Source organism: Rhodobacter sp. CZR27, from assembly GCF_002407205.1.
In the GTDB taxonomy this organism is placed as follows: domain Bacteria; phylum Pseudomonadota; class Alphaproteobacteria; order Rhodobacterales; family Rhodobacteraceae; genus Cereibacter_A.
Map to the genome: position 1 here is coordinate 447,446 of NZ_CP023548.1, position 14,738 is coordinate 462,183.

Genomic DNA, 14,738 nt, shown 5'->3' on the forward strand with positions numbered 1-14,738 from the left:
CTTTGTGATGAACTCGTGACACTCGGATCATGCACAGGAGGACGAGAATGACTGTCGCTTCGCATCTGCAGGAACTGCGCCGCAAGCACGAGACCCTCTCGGAAAGCGTGGAGAAAGCTCAGCGAAACCCTGCCGTCGACGCCCTGAAGATCTCCGAGATGAAGAAACAGAAGTTGAGGCTCAAGGAAGAAATCAACCGCCTCTCCCAGGCCTGACGCGTGCCCGGCGCTGGCGGACCGCCAGCGCCCCCTGCCGGAGCGGCGCCGGCTTTTTCTGCCGCAGGTTGAATCCCCCGCACAGCAGCCGGTTTGCGCGCGCGGAATGTCCTCCGCGCGCGCCGGGTCGTGTCAGACGAAATACTGGCCGCCGTTGGCGGTGATGGTGGAGCCGGTGATGAAGCCCGCATCGTCCGAGGCCAGGAACACCACGCAGCGCGCGATCTCTTCCGGCTCGCCCAGGCGGCCCACCGGGATCTGCGGGATGATGCGCTCGTTCAGCACCTTCTCGTCGATCGCGCGGACCATCTCGGTGCCGATGTAGCCCGGGCAGATCGCGTTCACGGTGATGCCGGCGCGTGCGCCTTCCTGCGCCAGCGCCTTGGTGAAGCCCAGATCGCCCGCCTTCGCCGCGGAATAGTTCGCCTGGCCGGCCTGGCCCTTCTGGCCGTTGATCGACGAGATGTTGATGATGCGGCCGAACTTGCGGTCGCGCATCCCCGACCAGAGCGGATGGGTCATGTTGAACAGGCCCGAGAGGTTGGTGTCCATCACCTCTTTCCACTGCGCGACGGTCATCTTGTGGAACATCGCGTCGCGGGTGATGCCGGCGTTGTTGACCAGCACGGCGACCGGGCCAAGTTCGGCCTCGACCTGCGCAATGCCGGCGGCGCAGGCGTCGTAGTCGGCCACCGACCACTTGTAGGTCTTGATGCCGGTCTCGGCGGTGAACTTCTGCGCGGCCTCGTCATTGCCGGCATAGTTCGCGGCGACGGTATAGCCCGCGTTCTTCAGCGCGATCGAGATGGCGGCGCCGATGCCGCGCGAACCGCCGGTGACCAAAGCAACTTTCGACATGATTCCTCCTCAGCAAGACTGCTTGTGAAAGACTGTTATCCAAACGAAATAGGGGGCGCAATAAAATTGCGCCCCCGTTTTCTGCAACTGCGAAAGGATCAGGGACGCTCAAGGCACATGGCGACGCCCATGCCGCCGCCGATGCAGAGCGTGGCGAGGCCGCGCCTCGCGTCGCGCCGCTTCATCTCGAACAGCAGCGTGTTCAGGATGCGCGCGCCCGACGCGCCGATCGGGTGGCCGATGGCGATGGCGCCGCCGTTCACGTTCACGATCGAGGGATCCCAGCCCATGTCCTTGTTCACCGCGCAGGCCTGCGCCGCGAAGGCTTCGTTGGCTTCCACCAGATCGAGGTCGCCGACCTTCCAGCCCGCCTTTTCCAGCGCCTTGCGGCTGGCGTGGATCGGACCGACGCCCATGATCGACGGATCAAGACCGGCCGTGGCATAGGAGGCGATGCGGGCGAGGGGGGTGAGCCCGCGCTTCTCGGCCTCTTCCGCGCTCATCACCAGCACCATCGCGGCGCCGTCGTTGATGCCAGAGGCATTGGCGGCAGTCACCGTGCCGTCCTTGGTGAAGGCCGGGCGCAGCTTCGCCATCGCGTCCAGCGTCGCGCCGTGGCGGATGTACTCGTCGGCGTCCACCGTCACGTCGCCCTTCCGGGTCTTGATCACGAAGGGCACGATCTCGTCGGCGAACTTGCCGGCCTTCTGCGCCGCCTCGGCCTTGTTCTGGCTGGCGACGGCAAATTCGTCCTGCATGTCGCGGCTGATCTGCCACTGCGCGGCGACGTTCTCGGCGGTCTGGCCCATGTGATAGCCGTTGAAGGCGTCCCACAGCCCGTCCTTGATCATCGAGTCGATGAAGCTCAGGTCGCCCATCTTCTGGCCGGCGCGCAGATGCGCGACATGGGGGGCGAGGCTCATGTTCTCCTGCCCGCCCGCGATGACGATCGAGGCATCGCCCAGCTGGACGTGCTGCGCCGCCAGCGCCACCGAGCGAAGGCCCGAGCCGCAGACCTGGTTGATGCTCCAGGCGGCGCTTTCCTTCGGCAGCCCGGCGCGGATATGCGCCTGACGGGCCGGGTTCTGGCCCTGGCCGGCGGTCAGCACCTGGCCGAGGATCGTCTCGCTGACCTCGGCCTTGTCGATCCCCGCGCGGGCGATCACGGCCTCGATGACGGCGGCGCCGAGTTCGTGCGCGGGCGTGTTCGCGAAGGCGCCATTGAAGCTCCCGACGGCCGTGCGCGCCGCCGAGACGATTACCACGTTGGTCATGTCCGTTCCTCTCCCTGAACCCGATGCCGGCAGAGGGGCTTCTCCGCCGCTTCGCAGAAATTGGGTAAGCACCGAGGGGGCCGAGCGCAAGATCTTTGCGCCCGAACCGGCGAGAAGGGGGTCAGGCGGTCATGCGCTGGTTGACCGGCTCCCACGCGGGCTGGGTGTGCGGAGCGCCGAACAGATAGCCCTGCAGGCAGTCCACGCCGGCCCGGCGCAGCCATTCGGCCTCTTCCGTCGTCTCGACCGATTCCGCGACCGTGAACATGTCGAAGTGCCGCGCGACCGAGAGCATGGCCTGGGTCAGAACCTGGTTGTCCGCATCGGCGTGGATGTTGCGGATGAACTGGCCGTCGATCTTGATGATGTCGAAGAAGAAATCCTTGAGGTAGCGGAAGGCGGTGAAGCCGGCGCCGAAATCGTCAAGCGCGAAAGAGATCCCCTCGCGCTGCAGCTCGTCCATGAAGGCGATCACCAGTTCCGGCACCTGCATGGCCGAGCTTTCCGTGATCTCGAGGATCAGCCGCTCGCCCAGCGTCGGGTTCGATCGCAGCCCCGCCTTCAGCGTCGACATCCAGCGCGTGTAGCCGATCGAGCGGGCGGACATGTTGATCGACAGCCGCAGGCCCGGATTGCGCGCCAGCGCCGAAAGACCCATGCCGAGCGCGGCGCAATCGATCAGGCGGCCGAGTTCCTGCGTCTCGATCGCTGCCATGAAGTCCCGCGCCGGGATGTTGCGACCGGTTTCGTCCAGCACGCGGATCAGCCCCTCGTGGAACACGCTCCGCGTCACGTCCCGCGCGAGCACCACCGGCTGCCAGGCCAGCGCCAGCCGCTCCGCCCGCAGCGCCTGTTCCACCATGCGCAGGGTCTGCCTGTCGATCTCATCCATGGCGAAGTCGAGGGGCGTGCCGACTGGCGGTGCCTCCGGCCTGCGTTGCTGAGCCATTTCTTCCGCCTTCACTGCCCGAATCCGATGACAGACTGCCGCCACAACCGTAAAGGAAAAGTTCAGATTGGCATTGATATCCTTCGGATATGATCCCCATGCGTTGCCCCTGGTGCGGGACCGACCCGCTCTACATGGACTATCACGACCGCGAATGGGGCGTTCCCGAGCGCGATGCCCGCGCGCTTTGGGAGAAGCTGGTTCTCGACGGGTTTCAGGCGGGCCTCGCCTGGATCACCATCCTGAGAAAGCGCGACGCCTTCCGCGCGGCCTTCGCGGGGTTCGAGCCGGCCACCATCGCCGCCTGGGGTGAACCCGAGGTGGCGCGCCTGCTGTCTGACGCCGGCATCGTCCGGCACCGTGGCAAGATCGAGGCGACCATCGGCAACGCCCGCGCCTTCCTTGCCATCGAGGAGCGCGAGGGGTTTGCGGACTTCCTGTGGAAGCATGTCGAGGGGAGCCCGGTGCAGAACCGCTTTGCCAGCATGGCCGAGGTCCCGACCGAGACGGCCGCGGCACGCGCCATGTCGAAGGACCTGAAGGCGCAGGGCTTCCGCTTCTGCGGGCCGACCATCGTCTATGCCTTCATGCAGGCGACCGGCATGGTGAACGACCACCTCGTGACCTGCCCCGCCCATGCCCGCTGCGCGGCGCTGGGCCAGCCCGGGACGTCCTGAAACGTGCCGTTGCCGGATTGAACTGAAGGGGGCGGCGGCCGGGATGGCCTAGGGGCGCGGCGCCGCGGCGCGCCGCAGCCGGTCGTTGATCGCCCGGCCCAGCCCCTTTTCCGGAATCGGCGCCACGGCAATGGGGCGGCCCAGCCTGTCCGCCTCGCGCAGCAGGTGGAAGAGGTTCGCCGCCGCCTCGACCAGATCGCCCGAAGGCGAGAGGTTCAGCGTGCCGCCCGAGTGACCGAAGCCCAGATAGGTCTCGCCTTCCGCCGGGCTGGTCACGCCCAGCCGCAGCGCCACCGCGGGCGCGTAATGCGACGCGAGTTGGCCGGGCGCAGTGGGACGCTCGGCGCTGCCGCCGCTGGCGAGGCGCTGGCCAAGGCACTCCTCGAGCGCCTCGAGGGGCAGGCCGCCGGGGCGCAGCAGGCGCGGCGGCCCGTCGAGGCCGAGGATGGTCGATTCCACGCCGACCTCGCAGGCTCCGCCGTCCAGCACCGCCTCGATCCGGCCTGCGAGACCCTCGATCACATGGGCGGCGCGGGTCGGGCTGACCCGGCCGGAGGGGTTGGCGGAAGGCGCGGCGAGCGGGCCGCCGAAGGCGCGCAGAAGTTCGCGCGCCAGCGGATGGGCAGGAACCCGGATCGCGACCGAAGGGAGGCCGGCCGTCACCAGCGGCGACAGCGGCGCCTCGCCCAGCGGCAGGACCAGCGTGAGCGGCCCGGGCCAGAAAGCCCCCGCCAGCCGCTCGGCCGCGTCGTCGAAGCGCGCGTAGCGGCGGGCGGTCTCAAGGTCCGGCAGATGCACGATCAGCGGGTTGAAGCGCGGGCGCCCCTTGGCCTCGAAGATCCGCGCCACCGCAAGGTCCGAGCGCGCGTCGCCGCCGAGGCCATAGACCGTCTCGGTCGGGAAGGCCACCAGCCCGCCGTCGCCCAGGATGCGGGCGGCGTCGGCGATGCCTTCGGGCGTCGCGGGCAGCAGGCGGGTCTCGGTCATCGGCGTGACGCAGCGTTGAGCTTGAGGACAGGGGCGCGTAAGGTAGGCTTCCGGTGACTTATCCGCGTCCCGGCCCTTTGCCAAGGCGCGCCTTCCCGGAGGACCCCATGCCCTATCGCGCCCCGCTGGCCGACTTCCGCTTCCTTCTGCGCCATGTGGTCGGGCTGGATCAGGTCGCCGCCACCGACCGTTTCGCCGAAGCCACCCCAGAGATTGTCGAGGCCGTGCTGTCCGAAGCCGGCAAGCTGTGCGAGGAGGTGCTCGCGCCGCTGCAACGGCCGGGCGATCTGCACCCGGCGCGGCTGGAGAACGGCGTCGTCCGCACGTCGCCGGGCTTTGCCGAGGGCTATCGCGCCATTGCCGAGGGCGGCTGGGTGGGGATTTCGGCCGATCCCGCCCATGGCGGCATGGGCCTGCCGCTGACCGTGACGACGGCGGTGAACGAGATGATGGCCGGCGCCTGCCTGTCGCTGCATCTGAACCCGCTGCTGACCCAGGGCCAGATCGAGGCGCTGGAGCATCATGCCTCGGACGAGATCAAGGCGCTTTACCTGCCCCGGCTGATCTCGGGCGAGTGGAACGGCACGATGAACCTGACGGAGCCGCAGGCCGGTTCGGATGTCGGCGCGGTCAGGACGCGGGCAGAGCCGCTGGGCGACGGCAGCCATGCCATCACCGGGCAGAAGATCTACATCACCTGGGCCGACAGCGATTTCCTTGCCAACACCTGCCATCTCGTGCTGGCGCGCCTGCCCGACGGCCCGCCCGGCACCCGGGGCATCAGCCTCTTCATGGTGCCGAAGTTCATCCCCGATGCCGATGGCAACCCGGGGCAGCGGAACAGCCTGAGCGTCGTGAGCCTCGAGGACAAGCTGGGCCTGCACGGCTCGCCCACGGCGGTCATGCAGTTCGATGCCGCCCGGGGCTGGCTGGTGGGCGCGCCGCACAAGGGAATGGCGGCGATGTTCACCATGATGAACAACGCCCGCCTCGGCGTGGGCGTGCAGGGCGTGGGCGTGGCCGAGGCCGCGACGCAGGCGGCCGTGGCCTATGCGCTGGAGCGCCGGCAGGGCGGATCGGGGACGATCATCGAGCATGCCGACGTGCGCCGGATGCTCGCCGTGATGAAGGCCGAGACCTTCTCGGCCCGCGCCATCGCGCTTGCCTGCGCGGTCGCGCTCGACATGGCGCGCGCGACGGGTTCGGCCGAGTGGCAGGCGCGGGCCGCGCTGCTGACGCCGATCGCCAAGGCCTACGGCACGGATGTCGGGATCGAGGTCGCCTCGATGGGCGTGCAGGTCCATGGCGGGACCGGCTTCATCGAGGGCACGGGTGCCGCGCAATACCTGCGCGACGTGCGGGTGACGGCGATCTACGAGGGCACCAACGGCATCCAGGCGATGGATCTGGTGGGCCGCAAGATGATGGACGGCGGCGAGGCCGCGTTCCGCCTGCTGCAGGAGATCGAGGATGCGGCCGAGACGGCGCGGCACAGCCTGCCGGACCTCGCCAACGACGTCTGGGCCGCGACCGAGGCGCTGCGCGAGGCGACCGAGGCGCTGGTCGCGCAGGAGATGCAGGACCGCTACGCCGGAGCCGTGCCCTATCTGCGCGCCTTCGCCCGGGTGCTGGGTGCCCACTTCCACCTGACGGCCGCCATCGCCGAGCGGGCGCGCGAGCCGCTGGCCCGCGTGGCGATCCGCCGGCTGCTGCCCGAGCACGCGGCGCTTCTGGCGCAGGTGCGCGAGGGGGCGGCCGGGCTCTATGCCCTTTCCGCCGAGGATCTCGCGGCGTGACGGCCCAGATCCGCACGCCGTTCGACCTGCCGCCCGAGGAGGGCTCGGCCATCCCTCTGGCCGAGGGCGTGCTGTGGCTGCGCCTGCCGCTGCCGATGCAGCTCGATCACGTCAATGTCTTCGCGCTGGATGACGGCGACGGCTGGACGCTGGTGGATACCGGCTTCGACAGCCGCCGCGGCCGCGCCATCTGGCAGCGGCTGATGGACGGGCCGCTGGGCGGCCGCCCGATCCGGCGGGTGATCGTCACACACTACCACCCGGACCACGTGGGCCTCGCCGGCTGGTTCCAGTCGATGGGGGCGGAACTGGTCTGCACGCGGACCTCGTGGCTCTATGCCCGGATGCTGACGCTGGACGTGCAGCCGGTGCCCACGGCCGAGACGCTGGCCTACTGGCGTCGGGCGGGCATGCCGGCCGAGATGCTGGCCCGCCGCGCGACCGAGCGGCCGTTCAACTTCGCCGATGTGGTGGCGCCCATGCCGCAGGGCTTCTCGCGCATCGTGGATGGCGACATCCTGACCGCCGGCGGGCGGCGCTGGGTCGTCCGGGTCGGTCACGGCCATGCCCCGGAACATGCAACGCTCTGGAGCCTCGACGACCGGCTGGTGCTGGGCGGCGACCAGCTTCTCCCCGGCATCTCGGCCAACATCGGCGTCTATGCCTCGGAGCCGGAGGCGGATCCGCTGGCCGACTGGCTCGCCTCGTGCCGGGCGTTCCGCGAGCATGCGCGCGACGACCTGCTGATCCTGCCGGGCCACAAGCTGCCCTTCACCGGACTGCCGCTCCGCCTGCGGCAGATGATCGAGAACCACGAGGGCGCGCTCGACCGGTTGCGCGAGCATCTGGCGGAACCGCGGACCGCGGCCGAGTGTTTCATCCCGCTCTTCGGACGCGAGATCGTGGGCGGCGCCTATGACATGGCACTGGTCGAGGCGGTGGCGCACATGAACCACCTCTGGCACCGCGGCGAGGTCATCCGGCGGCCGGACGCGGACGGCGCGTGGATCTGGCAGCGGGCGGACGCCTGACCTCTTGCGGGCCACGACCGCCCGCAGGCGTCGCGGCGACGGGGCAGGGCGGGCCGGGTCCTCGCGGCACCCGGTCGAGCAGGCGTGACAGCGGAAAGGAATTCGGATAGATGTCTGACACTCACAAGGGACCCGGACCGATGGCCGACCATTCGCACGCCGATCATGGGCATGTGCCCGGAACCATGGACATCACCCAGCAGGAGAAGACCTTCGTCGGCTTCATCCGCATGGTGACCTGGGGTGCGGTCATCATCTTCTGCGTCCTGATCTTCCTCGCCCTCGCCAACGCCTGATCCCCGCCGGGGCGACGTCTCCAGGACCTTCCATGCGAACCATCCTACCTTGCGTCGCCCTGCTGGCGCTTGCCGCCTGCGGCGGCGCCGAACCGAAATGGGCCCCGGAGGCCGAGGTCACCCGCGCGCATTTCGTCTCGGGCGAGCCCGCCTCGATCACGCTCTACACGGTGACGCGCGTCAAGGGCGGCGGGGGGGCGCATTCCGGCCTGCTCATCAACGGCTCGCAGGTGGTGATGTTCGACCCCGCCGGCACCTGGCACCATCCGCGGCTGCCCGAACGGAATGACGTCCACTTCGGCGTCACGCCGAAGGTCGTCGATTTCTACATCGACTACCACGCGCGCGAGACCTTCGACGTGCACGAGCAGACGGTGCAGGTCTCGGCCGAGATGGCGGAAACGGTGATGCGGCGCGCCATGGCCTATGGCGCGGTGCCCAAGGCGCAATGCGCGCGGTCGATCTCGAGCATCCTGAACGGCACGCCGGGCCTCGAGTCGATCGGCGTGACCTGGTTTCCGAACCGGCTGATGGCCGAGTTCGGCCAGTTGCCGGGCGTGGAGACCCGGACGATCCGGGACGACGATGCTGACGACAACCACGGCGTGCTGATCGTGCAGCAGGGCGATCCCCGCCTCGCCTACTGACGGGATCAGAGCGCCATCAGCCAGGGCGTGAGGTAGAGCACCGCCGCCCCTGCGAAGATCGCGGCAAAGACGTTGCGGGACAGCAGGCCGACCCCCACCGTCGCCACCGCCGCGGCAAGGCGCGCCGGGTCGGTCTCGCCCCCCGTCGCTGGCGGCCAGAGCACGAGCGGCGCCACCAGCCCCGGCAGCACCGCAACCGGCGTGTAGCGCAGGAGGCGCAGTGCCCAGACCGGCAACTGGCGGCTGCCGATCATCCCGAGGAACGAGAAGCGCATCAGGAACGTGCCGAGGCCCAGCACGATCATCACGATCCAGACCTGCAGGGTGTTCTCGATCATGCCGCGCGCCTCCGCTCGGTCCAGGCCTCGACCTGCGCGCCGGTCACCATGGCCGCCACGGCGGCGATCAGCAGCCCGCCGTTGTAGGGCACGAAGGCCAGCGCCAGCGCCAGGGCCACCGAAACCCCCGCGGCCGCCACATGCGCCGCTGTGCGCAGAAGTGGCGCGATCATGGCGAGGAAGGTGATGGGCACCGCGAAATCCAGCGCGAACTCGGGCGGGATCGCCGTGCCGACCTTTGCGCCGACATAGGTCGAGACATACCAGAGCGGGCAGACCGGCAGCACCGTGCCGAAGAAGAAGGCGATCTTCTCTCCAAGGCTCATCTCCGGGTTGCGGTCGTATTCGATCATCGAGGCCGCGTAGGTCTGGTCGACCAGGAAATAGGCCATCACGGCCCGCATCCCGACCGGGGCCTTCCCCAGATGCGGTGTAAGCGAGGCGGAATACATCGCCATGCGCAGGTTCACCGCGAGCGAAGTCGCAAGGATGATCACCGTCGGCGCGTGATCGGCCAGCATCTGCACCGCGGCGAACTGCGCCGCCCCGGCGATGACGATGATCGAGAAGCCCATGACTTCGACGATGTCGAGCCCCGCCTCGGTGCCCACGACGCCGAACAGCAGGCCGAACGGCCCGATGACGAGCGCGAAGGGGGCAGAGGACCAGATGCCGCGCAGGACGGCGGCTCGACGAACGGACATGGCAGGGAACCTTCGGGTTTACGGCCGCGCCCGGACGGCTTACGGCTTCTGGCCGGGCGATGCAATCGGAGGCGCGGATGAGACTCTTCGGGCTGATCCTGGCCGGCGGAGAAGGCCGGCGGATGGGCGGAACCGACAAGGCGCTGCTGCCGCTGGCGGGCCGGCCGCTGCTGGCCCATGCCGTCGATCGCCTCGCGCCGCAGGTCGAGGAACTGGCGATCAGCGCCAATGGCGACCCCGCGCGATTCGCGCGCTTCGGCCTGCCGGTCCTGGCCGACGCGCGGCCGCAGGGGCCGATGTCGGGGGTGCTTGCGGGCCTGCGCTGGGCCGCGGCGCGCGGCGCCGATGCGCTGGTGACGGTGCCGGTGGATACGCCGTTCTTTCCCTGCGATCTGGCGCCGCGCCTGTGGATGGCCGGCGATGGCGGAGCCGCCGTCGCGGAAGCGGGCGGGCGGCTGCATCCGGCTTGCGCGCTCTGGCCGGTCGGGGTGGCCGACGATCTCGAGGCCTGGCTTGCCGCCGGAGAGGCGAAGGTCATGGCCTTCGCGGCGCGGCATGCGGCCGCACGGGCTGGATTTCCGGACGCGAACGCCTTCCTCAACCTGAACGCGCCGGAGGATCTGGCGCAGGCCGAATCGATGCTGCGGAACGGGGAATGAGGGTTTACGGAATCATCGGCTGGAAGGACGCCGGCAAGACCAGCCTGATGGAGCGGCTGGTGGGCGCGATCATCGCGCGCGGCTTCAGCGTCTCGACGGTCAAGCATGTCCACCACGAGGTGGACCTAGACCAGCCGGGCAAGGACACCTGGCGCCACCGCGCGGCCGGAGCGTCGGAGGTCGTGCTGGCCTCGGCCGACCGCTTCGCGCTGATGCGCGAGCACCGCGGACCCGAGCCGGGGCTGGCGGCGATCCTGTCCCGGATGGCGCCGGTCGATCTGGTGCTGGTCGAGGGCTACAAGTCCGAGCCGCATCCCAAGATCGAGGTCTTCCGCGCAGCGGCCGGGCACGAGCCGATCCAGCCGCAGGACCCTTGGGTGCGGGCGGTCGCCGCCGATTGCCCGCTGTCGCTGCCCGTCCCGGTGCTCGACCTCGACGACGTGGGGGCGGTGGCGGATTTCGTGCTGGCCGAGACCGGCCTCGTCCGCACCGGCTTCGACACGGTGATCGCGGTGGACTGGTCGGGCGCCTCGGTGCCCTCGCCGAGGAAGCCCTCGTCGGATGCGATCTGGATCGGCGTGGCGAGCCCGCTGGGCGAGACGGTGAGCTATCACCGCACCCGTGCCGATGCCGAGGCGCATCTGAACGACCTCTTCGCCTTCGAGCTTGCGGCGGGGCGGCGGGTGCTGGCCGGCTTCGACTTCCCCTTCGGCTATCCGGAAGGCTTCGCGCCGAAGCTTGCGGGCGAGCGGTGGGCGCCCGCGCTCTGGGACTGGCTCGAGGCGCGGATCGAGGACGCGCCCGACAACGCCAACAACCGCTTCCAGCTGGCCGCCGGGATCAACGCGGCCTTCGAGGGGGCAGGGCCGTTCTGGGGCCGACCCGCGGGGATGGAGCTTGCCGACCTGCCCGACCGCAAGACCTGCGACCACGCCGCGCTGGGCATCGCCGAGCGGCGGCGCGTGGAACTGGCGGTGCCGAAGGCGCATCCGGTCTGGAAGCTCTACACCACCGGCTCGGTCGGCTCGCAGGCGCTTCTGGGCCTGCCGGTCATCGCGCGCCTCCGCCGCCGCTTCCATGCCGCCGCCTGGCCGTTCGAGCCCGCCACCGCGCCGCTGGTCGTGGCCGAGATCTACCCCTCGCTCCTCGGGCCGCAGATCACCAAGGCCACCCGCGACGGCGAGATCAAGGATTCGGCGCAGGTGCGTCTGATGGCGCGGGCGCTGTGGCGGATGTCGCGCGACGGCTCGCTGGGCGATCTGCTCGAGGACGTGCCCGACTGGCCCGGCCGCGCCGAGGAGGGCTGGATCCTCGGGGCCGGCCATGCCGATCAGCTGCGGCTTTCCCTGATATGAGGATCAGCCTGCATCACGGCCTGCCGGCCGCGCAGCGGCACACGGCGGCCCGGCTCTACTGGCAGGCCTTCGGCGGCAAGCTCGACAAGGTTATGGGTCCCGAGCCGCGGGCGCTGGCCTTCCTTGAGCGGGTCATGCGCGAGGACCATGCCATCGCGGCGCTGGATGACGACGGGCGCCTGCTGGGCCTTGCCGGCTTCAAGACGCCGCGCGGCGGCTTCGCCGGCGGCACCAGTGCCGACATGCGGGCCGTCTATGGCGCCTGGGGCGGCACCTGGCGCGCGATGATCCTGCGCCTGCTGCAGGGCGAGGTGGACAACGACCGCTTCCTGCTGGACGGCATCTGCGTCGAGCGCGAGATGCGCTCTCATGGCATCGGCACGGCCCTTCTGGGCGAGATCTGCGCCGAGGCGATCCGGCGCGGCTATACGGCGGTCCGTCTGGATGTGATCGATTCGAACTGGCGCGCCCGGGCGCTCTACGAGCGGCTGGGTTTCGTGGCGGTCAGCGCGCATGGCATCGGCGCGCTGCGCCATGTCTTTGGCTTCACCAGCGCGATCACCATGGTGCGCCGGGTGCGCTGAACCGCAGCCCGGGCGCCCGTCAGGCGCCCCGGGCCTCGGCGATCAGCCGGTTCGAGGCTGCCTCGATCGCGGACTCCAGCTCGACCATGAAGGTGGCCGGCGTGTGGCCCGGCGCGATCGGCGGCAGGAACTCGATCACCGCCGTCCCGGGCTTGCGGAACACGCCATGCCGCGGCCAGAACACGCCGACGTTGGTCGCGACCGGATGGCAGTCCTGCTCGAGCTGGCCATACAGCACCGCGGTGCCCATCTTGTAGGGCTTCTCGTCCCCCGGCGCCACGCGGGTGCCCTGCGGATAGATGATCAGCTGGCCCGGCTGCTCGCGGCCCTTGGCCACGTCGGCCATCATCTTCTTGATCGCCGCCCCGCGCTTGCCGCGATCCACGGGGATGAACCCGGCGCGCAGCGCGTGCCAGCCCATCAGGGGGATCCAGCCCAGCTCCTTCTTCATGATGAAGCGCGCCGCGGGCAGCACCGAGACTAGGGTGATCGAATCGAGGAAGCTCTGGTGCTTCGAGGCGATCAGCACGGCGCCGGTCGGCACCTCGCCGCGGACCTCTGTCTTCAGCCCGACGATCCAGCGCGCCGTGAAGCGGACCCAGCGCCCGAAGACCTGCATCCAGACCAGCGCCCACTTGCGGTCGAGCATCACCAGCGGCGTGAAGGCCAGCGCGATGACGATCATCGAGACATACATCTGGACGTTGAAGATGATGGACCGGATCCATTGCAGCGCGTGGCGCATCAGGTGAGTTCCTTGAGCTTGCGGAAGGCGGCGGCGCGGGTGGCGAAGAAGGCGGTGACGGCGGCGGCGGGCGGCAGGAGCAGCGGCAGAAGCCAGCCGGCGCCCTGAAAGCCGAGGCCGGTCATGAAGCCGCCCGCGGCATCGGCCGAGGGCAGGAGGGCGATCGCCGCCATGCCGGCCAGCGCGCCCGCCGCGGCCCCGGCCAGCGCCCGCAGCGTGAAGCGCCGCACGAAGGCGCGGGCGATATAGCGGTCATGTGCGCCCACGAGGCGCAGCACGCGGATGACCTGCGCATTCGCGGCAAGCGACGCATTCGCGGCCAGCGTGATCATCGCCGCCGTGCTGGCGAGGATCAGCAGGATCGACACGGCACCCAGCAGCCGCAACCGCGAGGCGGCGACGGCCAGCGGCTGGCGCCAGCGCAGATGATCGTCGAGCACCGCGCCCGGGGCCTCGGCCGCAAGCCGCTGGCGCAGGCCGTCGGCGTCATAGCCCTCGCCCTCCTCGTGCAGCTCGATCAGCCGCGGGATGGGCAGCGAGTCGAGCGGCAGGTCGGCTCCGAACCACGGCTCGAGCAGGGCGTGCTCTTCCTCGTCCGTCAGCGCCCGCGCCGAGGCGATGCCGGGCGTCTCGGCCAGCAGGTCGAGCACCGCCCGGGTCTGGACCTCCAGCTGCTCCTCGGGGGCCGAGATGCGGATGGTCGCCGTGCGCTCCAGCGCCTCGCCCCAGCGGTCGGCCAGCCGGCCCGCCGCCAGCGACAGCGCCAGCGCGAAGACGGCAAGGAAGGTCATGGTTCCGGCGGTGAAGCCGGTCAGCCAGGCGGTGTGCCCCGAGGGCGGAACCACGCGGTCGGCCTGCCGGTCGGGCGTGGCGAGTTCCGACAGAAGCTGGGCGAAGGTCACAGGTCGGCCCCCGCAAGCTGAACCCGACGGTTCGAGATCCGAAGCACCCGCGCAGCGACCTGCTGCTTGGCGTTGCGGATCAGGTTCAGGTCATGCGTGGCGACGAGGATCGTGGTGCCCATCCGGTTCAGCTCCACCAGCAGCTTCAGCAGCCGCAGCGACATCTCCCAGTCGAGATTGCCTGTCGGCTCGTCGGCCAGCAGCACGTCGGGCGAGGTGATGATGGCGCGGGCGACCGCGGCGCGCTGGCGCTCGCCGCCCGACAGGGCGGGGGGCAGGGCATCGGCCAGCTGGGCCAGTCCGACCCATGCCAGCAGGTCCGACAGATCCTGTGCGTTCGTGTCGCGGCCCGCCACGGTCAGCGGCAGCGTAACGTTCGCGGCGAGCGGCAGATGGTCGAGAAACTGGCAGTCCTGATGCACCACGCCCACCCGCCTGCGCATCCGCGCGACCTCGTCGCGGTCGAGGCTGCGCACCTCGCGGTCGAAGATCGTGACGCTGCCGGCGGTGGGCAGAAGCTCGGCGTAGCAGAGCTTGAGGAAGGTGGACTTGCCCGAGCCCGAGGGCCCGGTCAGGAAATGAAACGAGCCGCGGGTCAGGCGCAGCGAGACTTCGGACAGAAGCTCACCGCCGCCGTAGCTGTAGGCGACATTGTCGAAGGCGATCACGCCTGTTTCTCCCCTTCGGGTCCCGCGAATGCGGCCGCAGTCTTAACCACCCT

General features: G+C 69.8%; 18 protein-coding genes. 9 read left to right on the forward strand and 9 right to left on the reverse strand.

What is annotated here, in order from left to right:
- The first annotated feature begins 47 nt into the window (after nucleotides 1-47).
- Complete coding sequence (locus CK951_RS02350) at nucleotides 48-215, forward strand: YdcH family protein (RefSeq protein ID WP_096784636.1); 168 nt, start codon at nucleotides 48-50, stop codon at nucleotides 213-215.
- A gap of 132 nt (nucleotides 216-347) precedes the next feature.
- Here the strand turns inward: CK951_RS02350 and phbB are convergent, their stop codons facing one another.
- From phbB to CK951_RS02365, 3 genes are all read right to left on the reverse strand, one after another.
- Nucleotides 348-1,073, reverse strand: coding sequence for an acetoacetyl-CoA reductase (gene phbB / locus CK951_RS02355; RefSeq protein ID WP_096784637.1), 726 nt, complete (start codon nucleotides 1,071-1,073; stop codon nucleotides 348-350).
- Nucleotides 1,074-1,171: 98 nt separating this feature from the next.
- Entirely contained in the window at nucleotides 1,172-2,347 is a 1,176-nt protein-coding gene (locus CK951_RS02360) for an acetyl-CoA C-acetyltransferase (RefSeq protein ID WP_096784638.1), read from the reverse strand.
- Between the two features lie 121 nt (nucleotides 2,348-2,468).
- Nucleotides 2,469-3,296 carry an EAL domain-containing protein gene (locus CK951_RS02365; protein WP_096784639.1) on the reverse strand — a complete coding sequence of 276 codons (828 nt, stop codon included), beginning with the start codon at nucleotides 3,294-3,296 and terminating at the stop codon, nucleotides 2,469-2,471.
- Between the two features lie 89 nt (nucleotides 3,297-3,385).
- Between CK951_RS02365 and CK951_RS02370 the strand changes: the two genes are divergently transcribed.
- Complete coding sequence (locus CK951_RS02370; RefSeq protein ID WP_096784640.1) at nucleotides 3,386-3,973, forward strand: DNA-3-methyladenine glycosylase I; 588 nt, start codon at nucleotides 3,386-3,388, stop codon at nucleotides 3,971-3,973.
- A 48-nt stretch (nucleotides 3,974-4,021) separates the two neighbouring features.
- Here CK951_RS02370 and CK951_RS02375 read toward each other — a convergent pair whose 3' ends face one another.
- Nucleotides 4,022-4,960: an L-threonylcarbamoyladenylate synthase gene (locus CK951_RS02375; protein ID WP_096784641.1), complete on the reverse strand. Its 939-nt coding sequence runs from the start codon at nucleotides 4,958-4,960 to the stop codon at nucleotides 4,022-4,024.
- Nucleotides 4,961-5,067: 107 nt separating this feature from the next.
- Here CK951_RS02375 and CK951_RS02380 point away from each other — a divergent pair, with 107 nt between their 5' ends.
- From CK951_RS02380 to CK951_RS02395, 4 genes are all read left to right on the forward strand, one after another.
- Entirely contained in the window at nucleotides 5,068-6,756 is a 1,689-nt protein-coding gene (locus CK951_RS02380) for an acyl-CoA dehydrogenase (RefSeq protein WP_096784642.1), read from the forward strand.
- Nucleotides 6,753-7,787, forward strand: coding sequence for an MBL fold metallo-hydrolase (locus CK951_RS02385; protein WP_096784643.1), 1,035 nt, complete (start codon nucleotides 6,753-6,755; stop codon nucleotides 7,785-7,787). The genes CK951_RS02380 and CK951_RS02385 overlap by 4 nt, the downstream gene beginning before the upstream one ends.
- Before the next feature lie 110 nt (nucleotides 7,788-7,897).
- Entirely contained in the window at nucleotides 7,898-8,083 is a 186-nt protein-coding gene (locus CK951_RS02390) for an aa3-type cytochrome c oxidase subunit IV (protein WP_096784644.1), read from the forward strand.
- A gap of 32 nt (nucleotides 8,084-8,115) precedes the next feature.
- The gene (locus tag CK951_RS02395) at nucleotides 8,116-8,730 is read left to right on the forward strand and encodes a hypothetical protein (RefSeq protein ID WP_096784645.1); all 615 of its coding nucleotides are present in this window, start codon (nucleotides 8,116-8,118) and stop codon (nucleotides 8,728-8,730) included.
- Between the two features lie 5 nt (nucleotides 8,731-8,735).
- On the opposite strand, the gene CK951_RS02400 is transcribed toward CK951_RS02395, so the two are convergent.
- Entirely contained in the window at nucleotides 8,736-9,068 is a 333-nt protein-coding gene (locus CK951_RS02400) for an AzlD domain-containing protein (RefSeq protein ID WP_096784646.1), read from the reverse strand.
- Nucleotides 9,065-9,772, reverse strand: coding sequence for an AzlC family ABC transporter permease (locus tag CK951_RS02405; RefSeq protein ID WP_096784647.1), 708 nt, complete (start codon nucleotides 9,770-9,772; stop codon nucleotides 9,065-9,067). Before CK951_RS02405 ends, CK951_RS02400 begins: the two co-directional genes overlap by 4 nt.
- Before the next feature lie 77 nt (nucleotides 9,773-9,849).
- On the opposite strand from CK951_RS02405, the gene mobA reads away from it, so the two are divergent.
- From mobA to CK951_RS02420, 3 genes are read left to right on the forward strand one after another with little or no spacing between them, the layout of a single operon-like run.
- Nucleotides 9,850-10,431: a molybdenum cofactor guanylyltransferase MobA gene (mobA, locus tag CK951_RS02410; protein WP_096787136.1), complete on the forward strand. Its 582-nt coding sequence runs from the start codon at nucleotides 9,850-9,852 to the stop codon at nucleotides 10,429-10,431.
- Entirely contained in the window at nucleotides 10,428-11,786 is a 1,359-nt protein-coding gene (mobB, locus tag CK951_RS02415) for a molybdopterin-guanine dinucleotide biosynthesis protein B (protein WP_096784648.1), read from the forward strand. The genes mobA and mobB overlap by 4 nt, the downstream gene beginning before the upstream one ends.
- Nucleotides 11,783-12,370 carry a GNAT family N-acetyltransferase gene (locus CK951_RS02420; RefSeq protein ID WP_096784649.1) on the forward strand — a complete coding sequence of 196 codons (588 nt, stop codon included), beginning with the start codon at nucleotides 11,783-11,785 and terminating at the stop codon, nucleotides 12,368-12,370. The genes mobB and CK951_RS02420 overlap by 4 nt, the downstream gene beginning before the upstream one ends.
- A 19-nt stretch (nucleotides 12,371-12,389) precedes the next feature.
- On the opposite strand, the gene CK951_RS02425 is transcribed toward CK951_RS02420, so the two are convergent.
- Genes CK951_RS02425 through CK951_RS02435 form a run of 3 tightly spaced genes read right to left on the reverse strand, consistent with a single transcriptional unit; the run spans nucleotide 12,390 to nucleotide 14,685 of the window.
- Nucleotides 12,390-13,115 carry a 1-acyl-sn-glycerol-3-phosphate acyltransferase gene (locus CK951_RS02425; RefSeq protein ID WP_096784650.1) on the reverse strand — a complete coding sequence of 242 codons (726 nt, stop codon included), beginning with the start codon at nucleotides 13,113-13,115 and terminating at the stop codon, nucleotides 12,390-12,392.
- Nucleotides 13,115-14,017, reverse strand: coding sequence for an ABC transporter permease (locus CK951_RS02430; protein ID WP_096784651.1), 903 nt, complete (start codon nucleotides 14,015-14,017; stop codon nucleotides 13,115-13,117). Before CK951_RS02430 ends, CK951_RS02425 begins: the two co-directional genes overlap by 1 nt.
- Nucleotides 14,014-14,685: a cell division ATP-binding protein FtsE gene (locus tag CK951_RS02435; RefSeq protein ID WP_096784652.1), complete on the reverse strand. Its 672-nt coding sequence runs from the start codon at nucleotides 14,683-14,685 to the stop codon at nucleotides 14,014-14,016. Before CK951_RS02435 ends, CK951_RS02430 begins: the two co-directional genes overlap by 4 nt.
- Nucleotides 14,686-14,738: the final 53 nt, after the last annotated feature.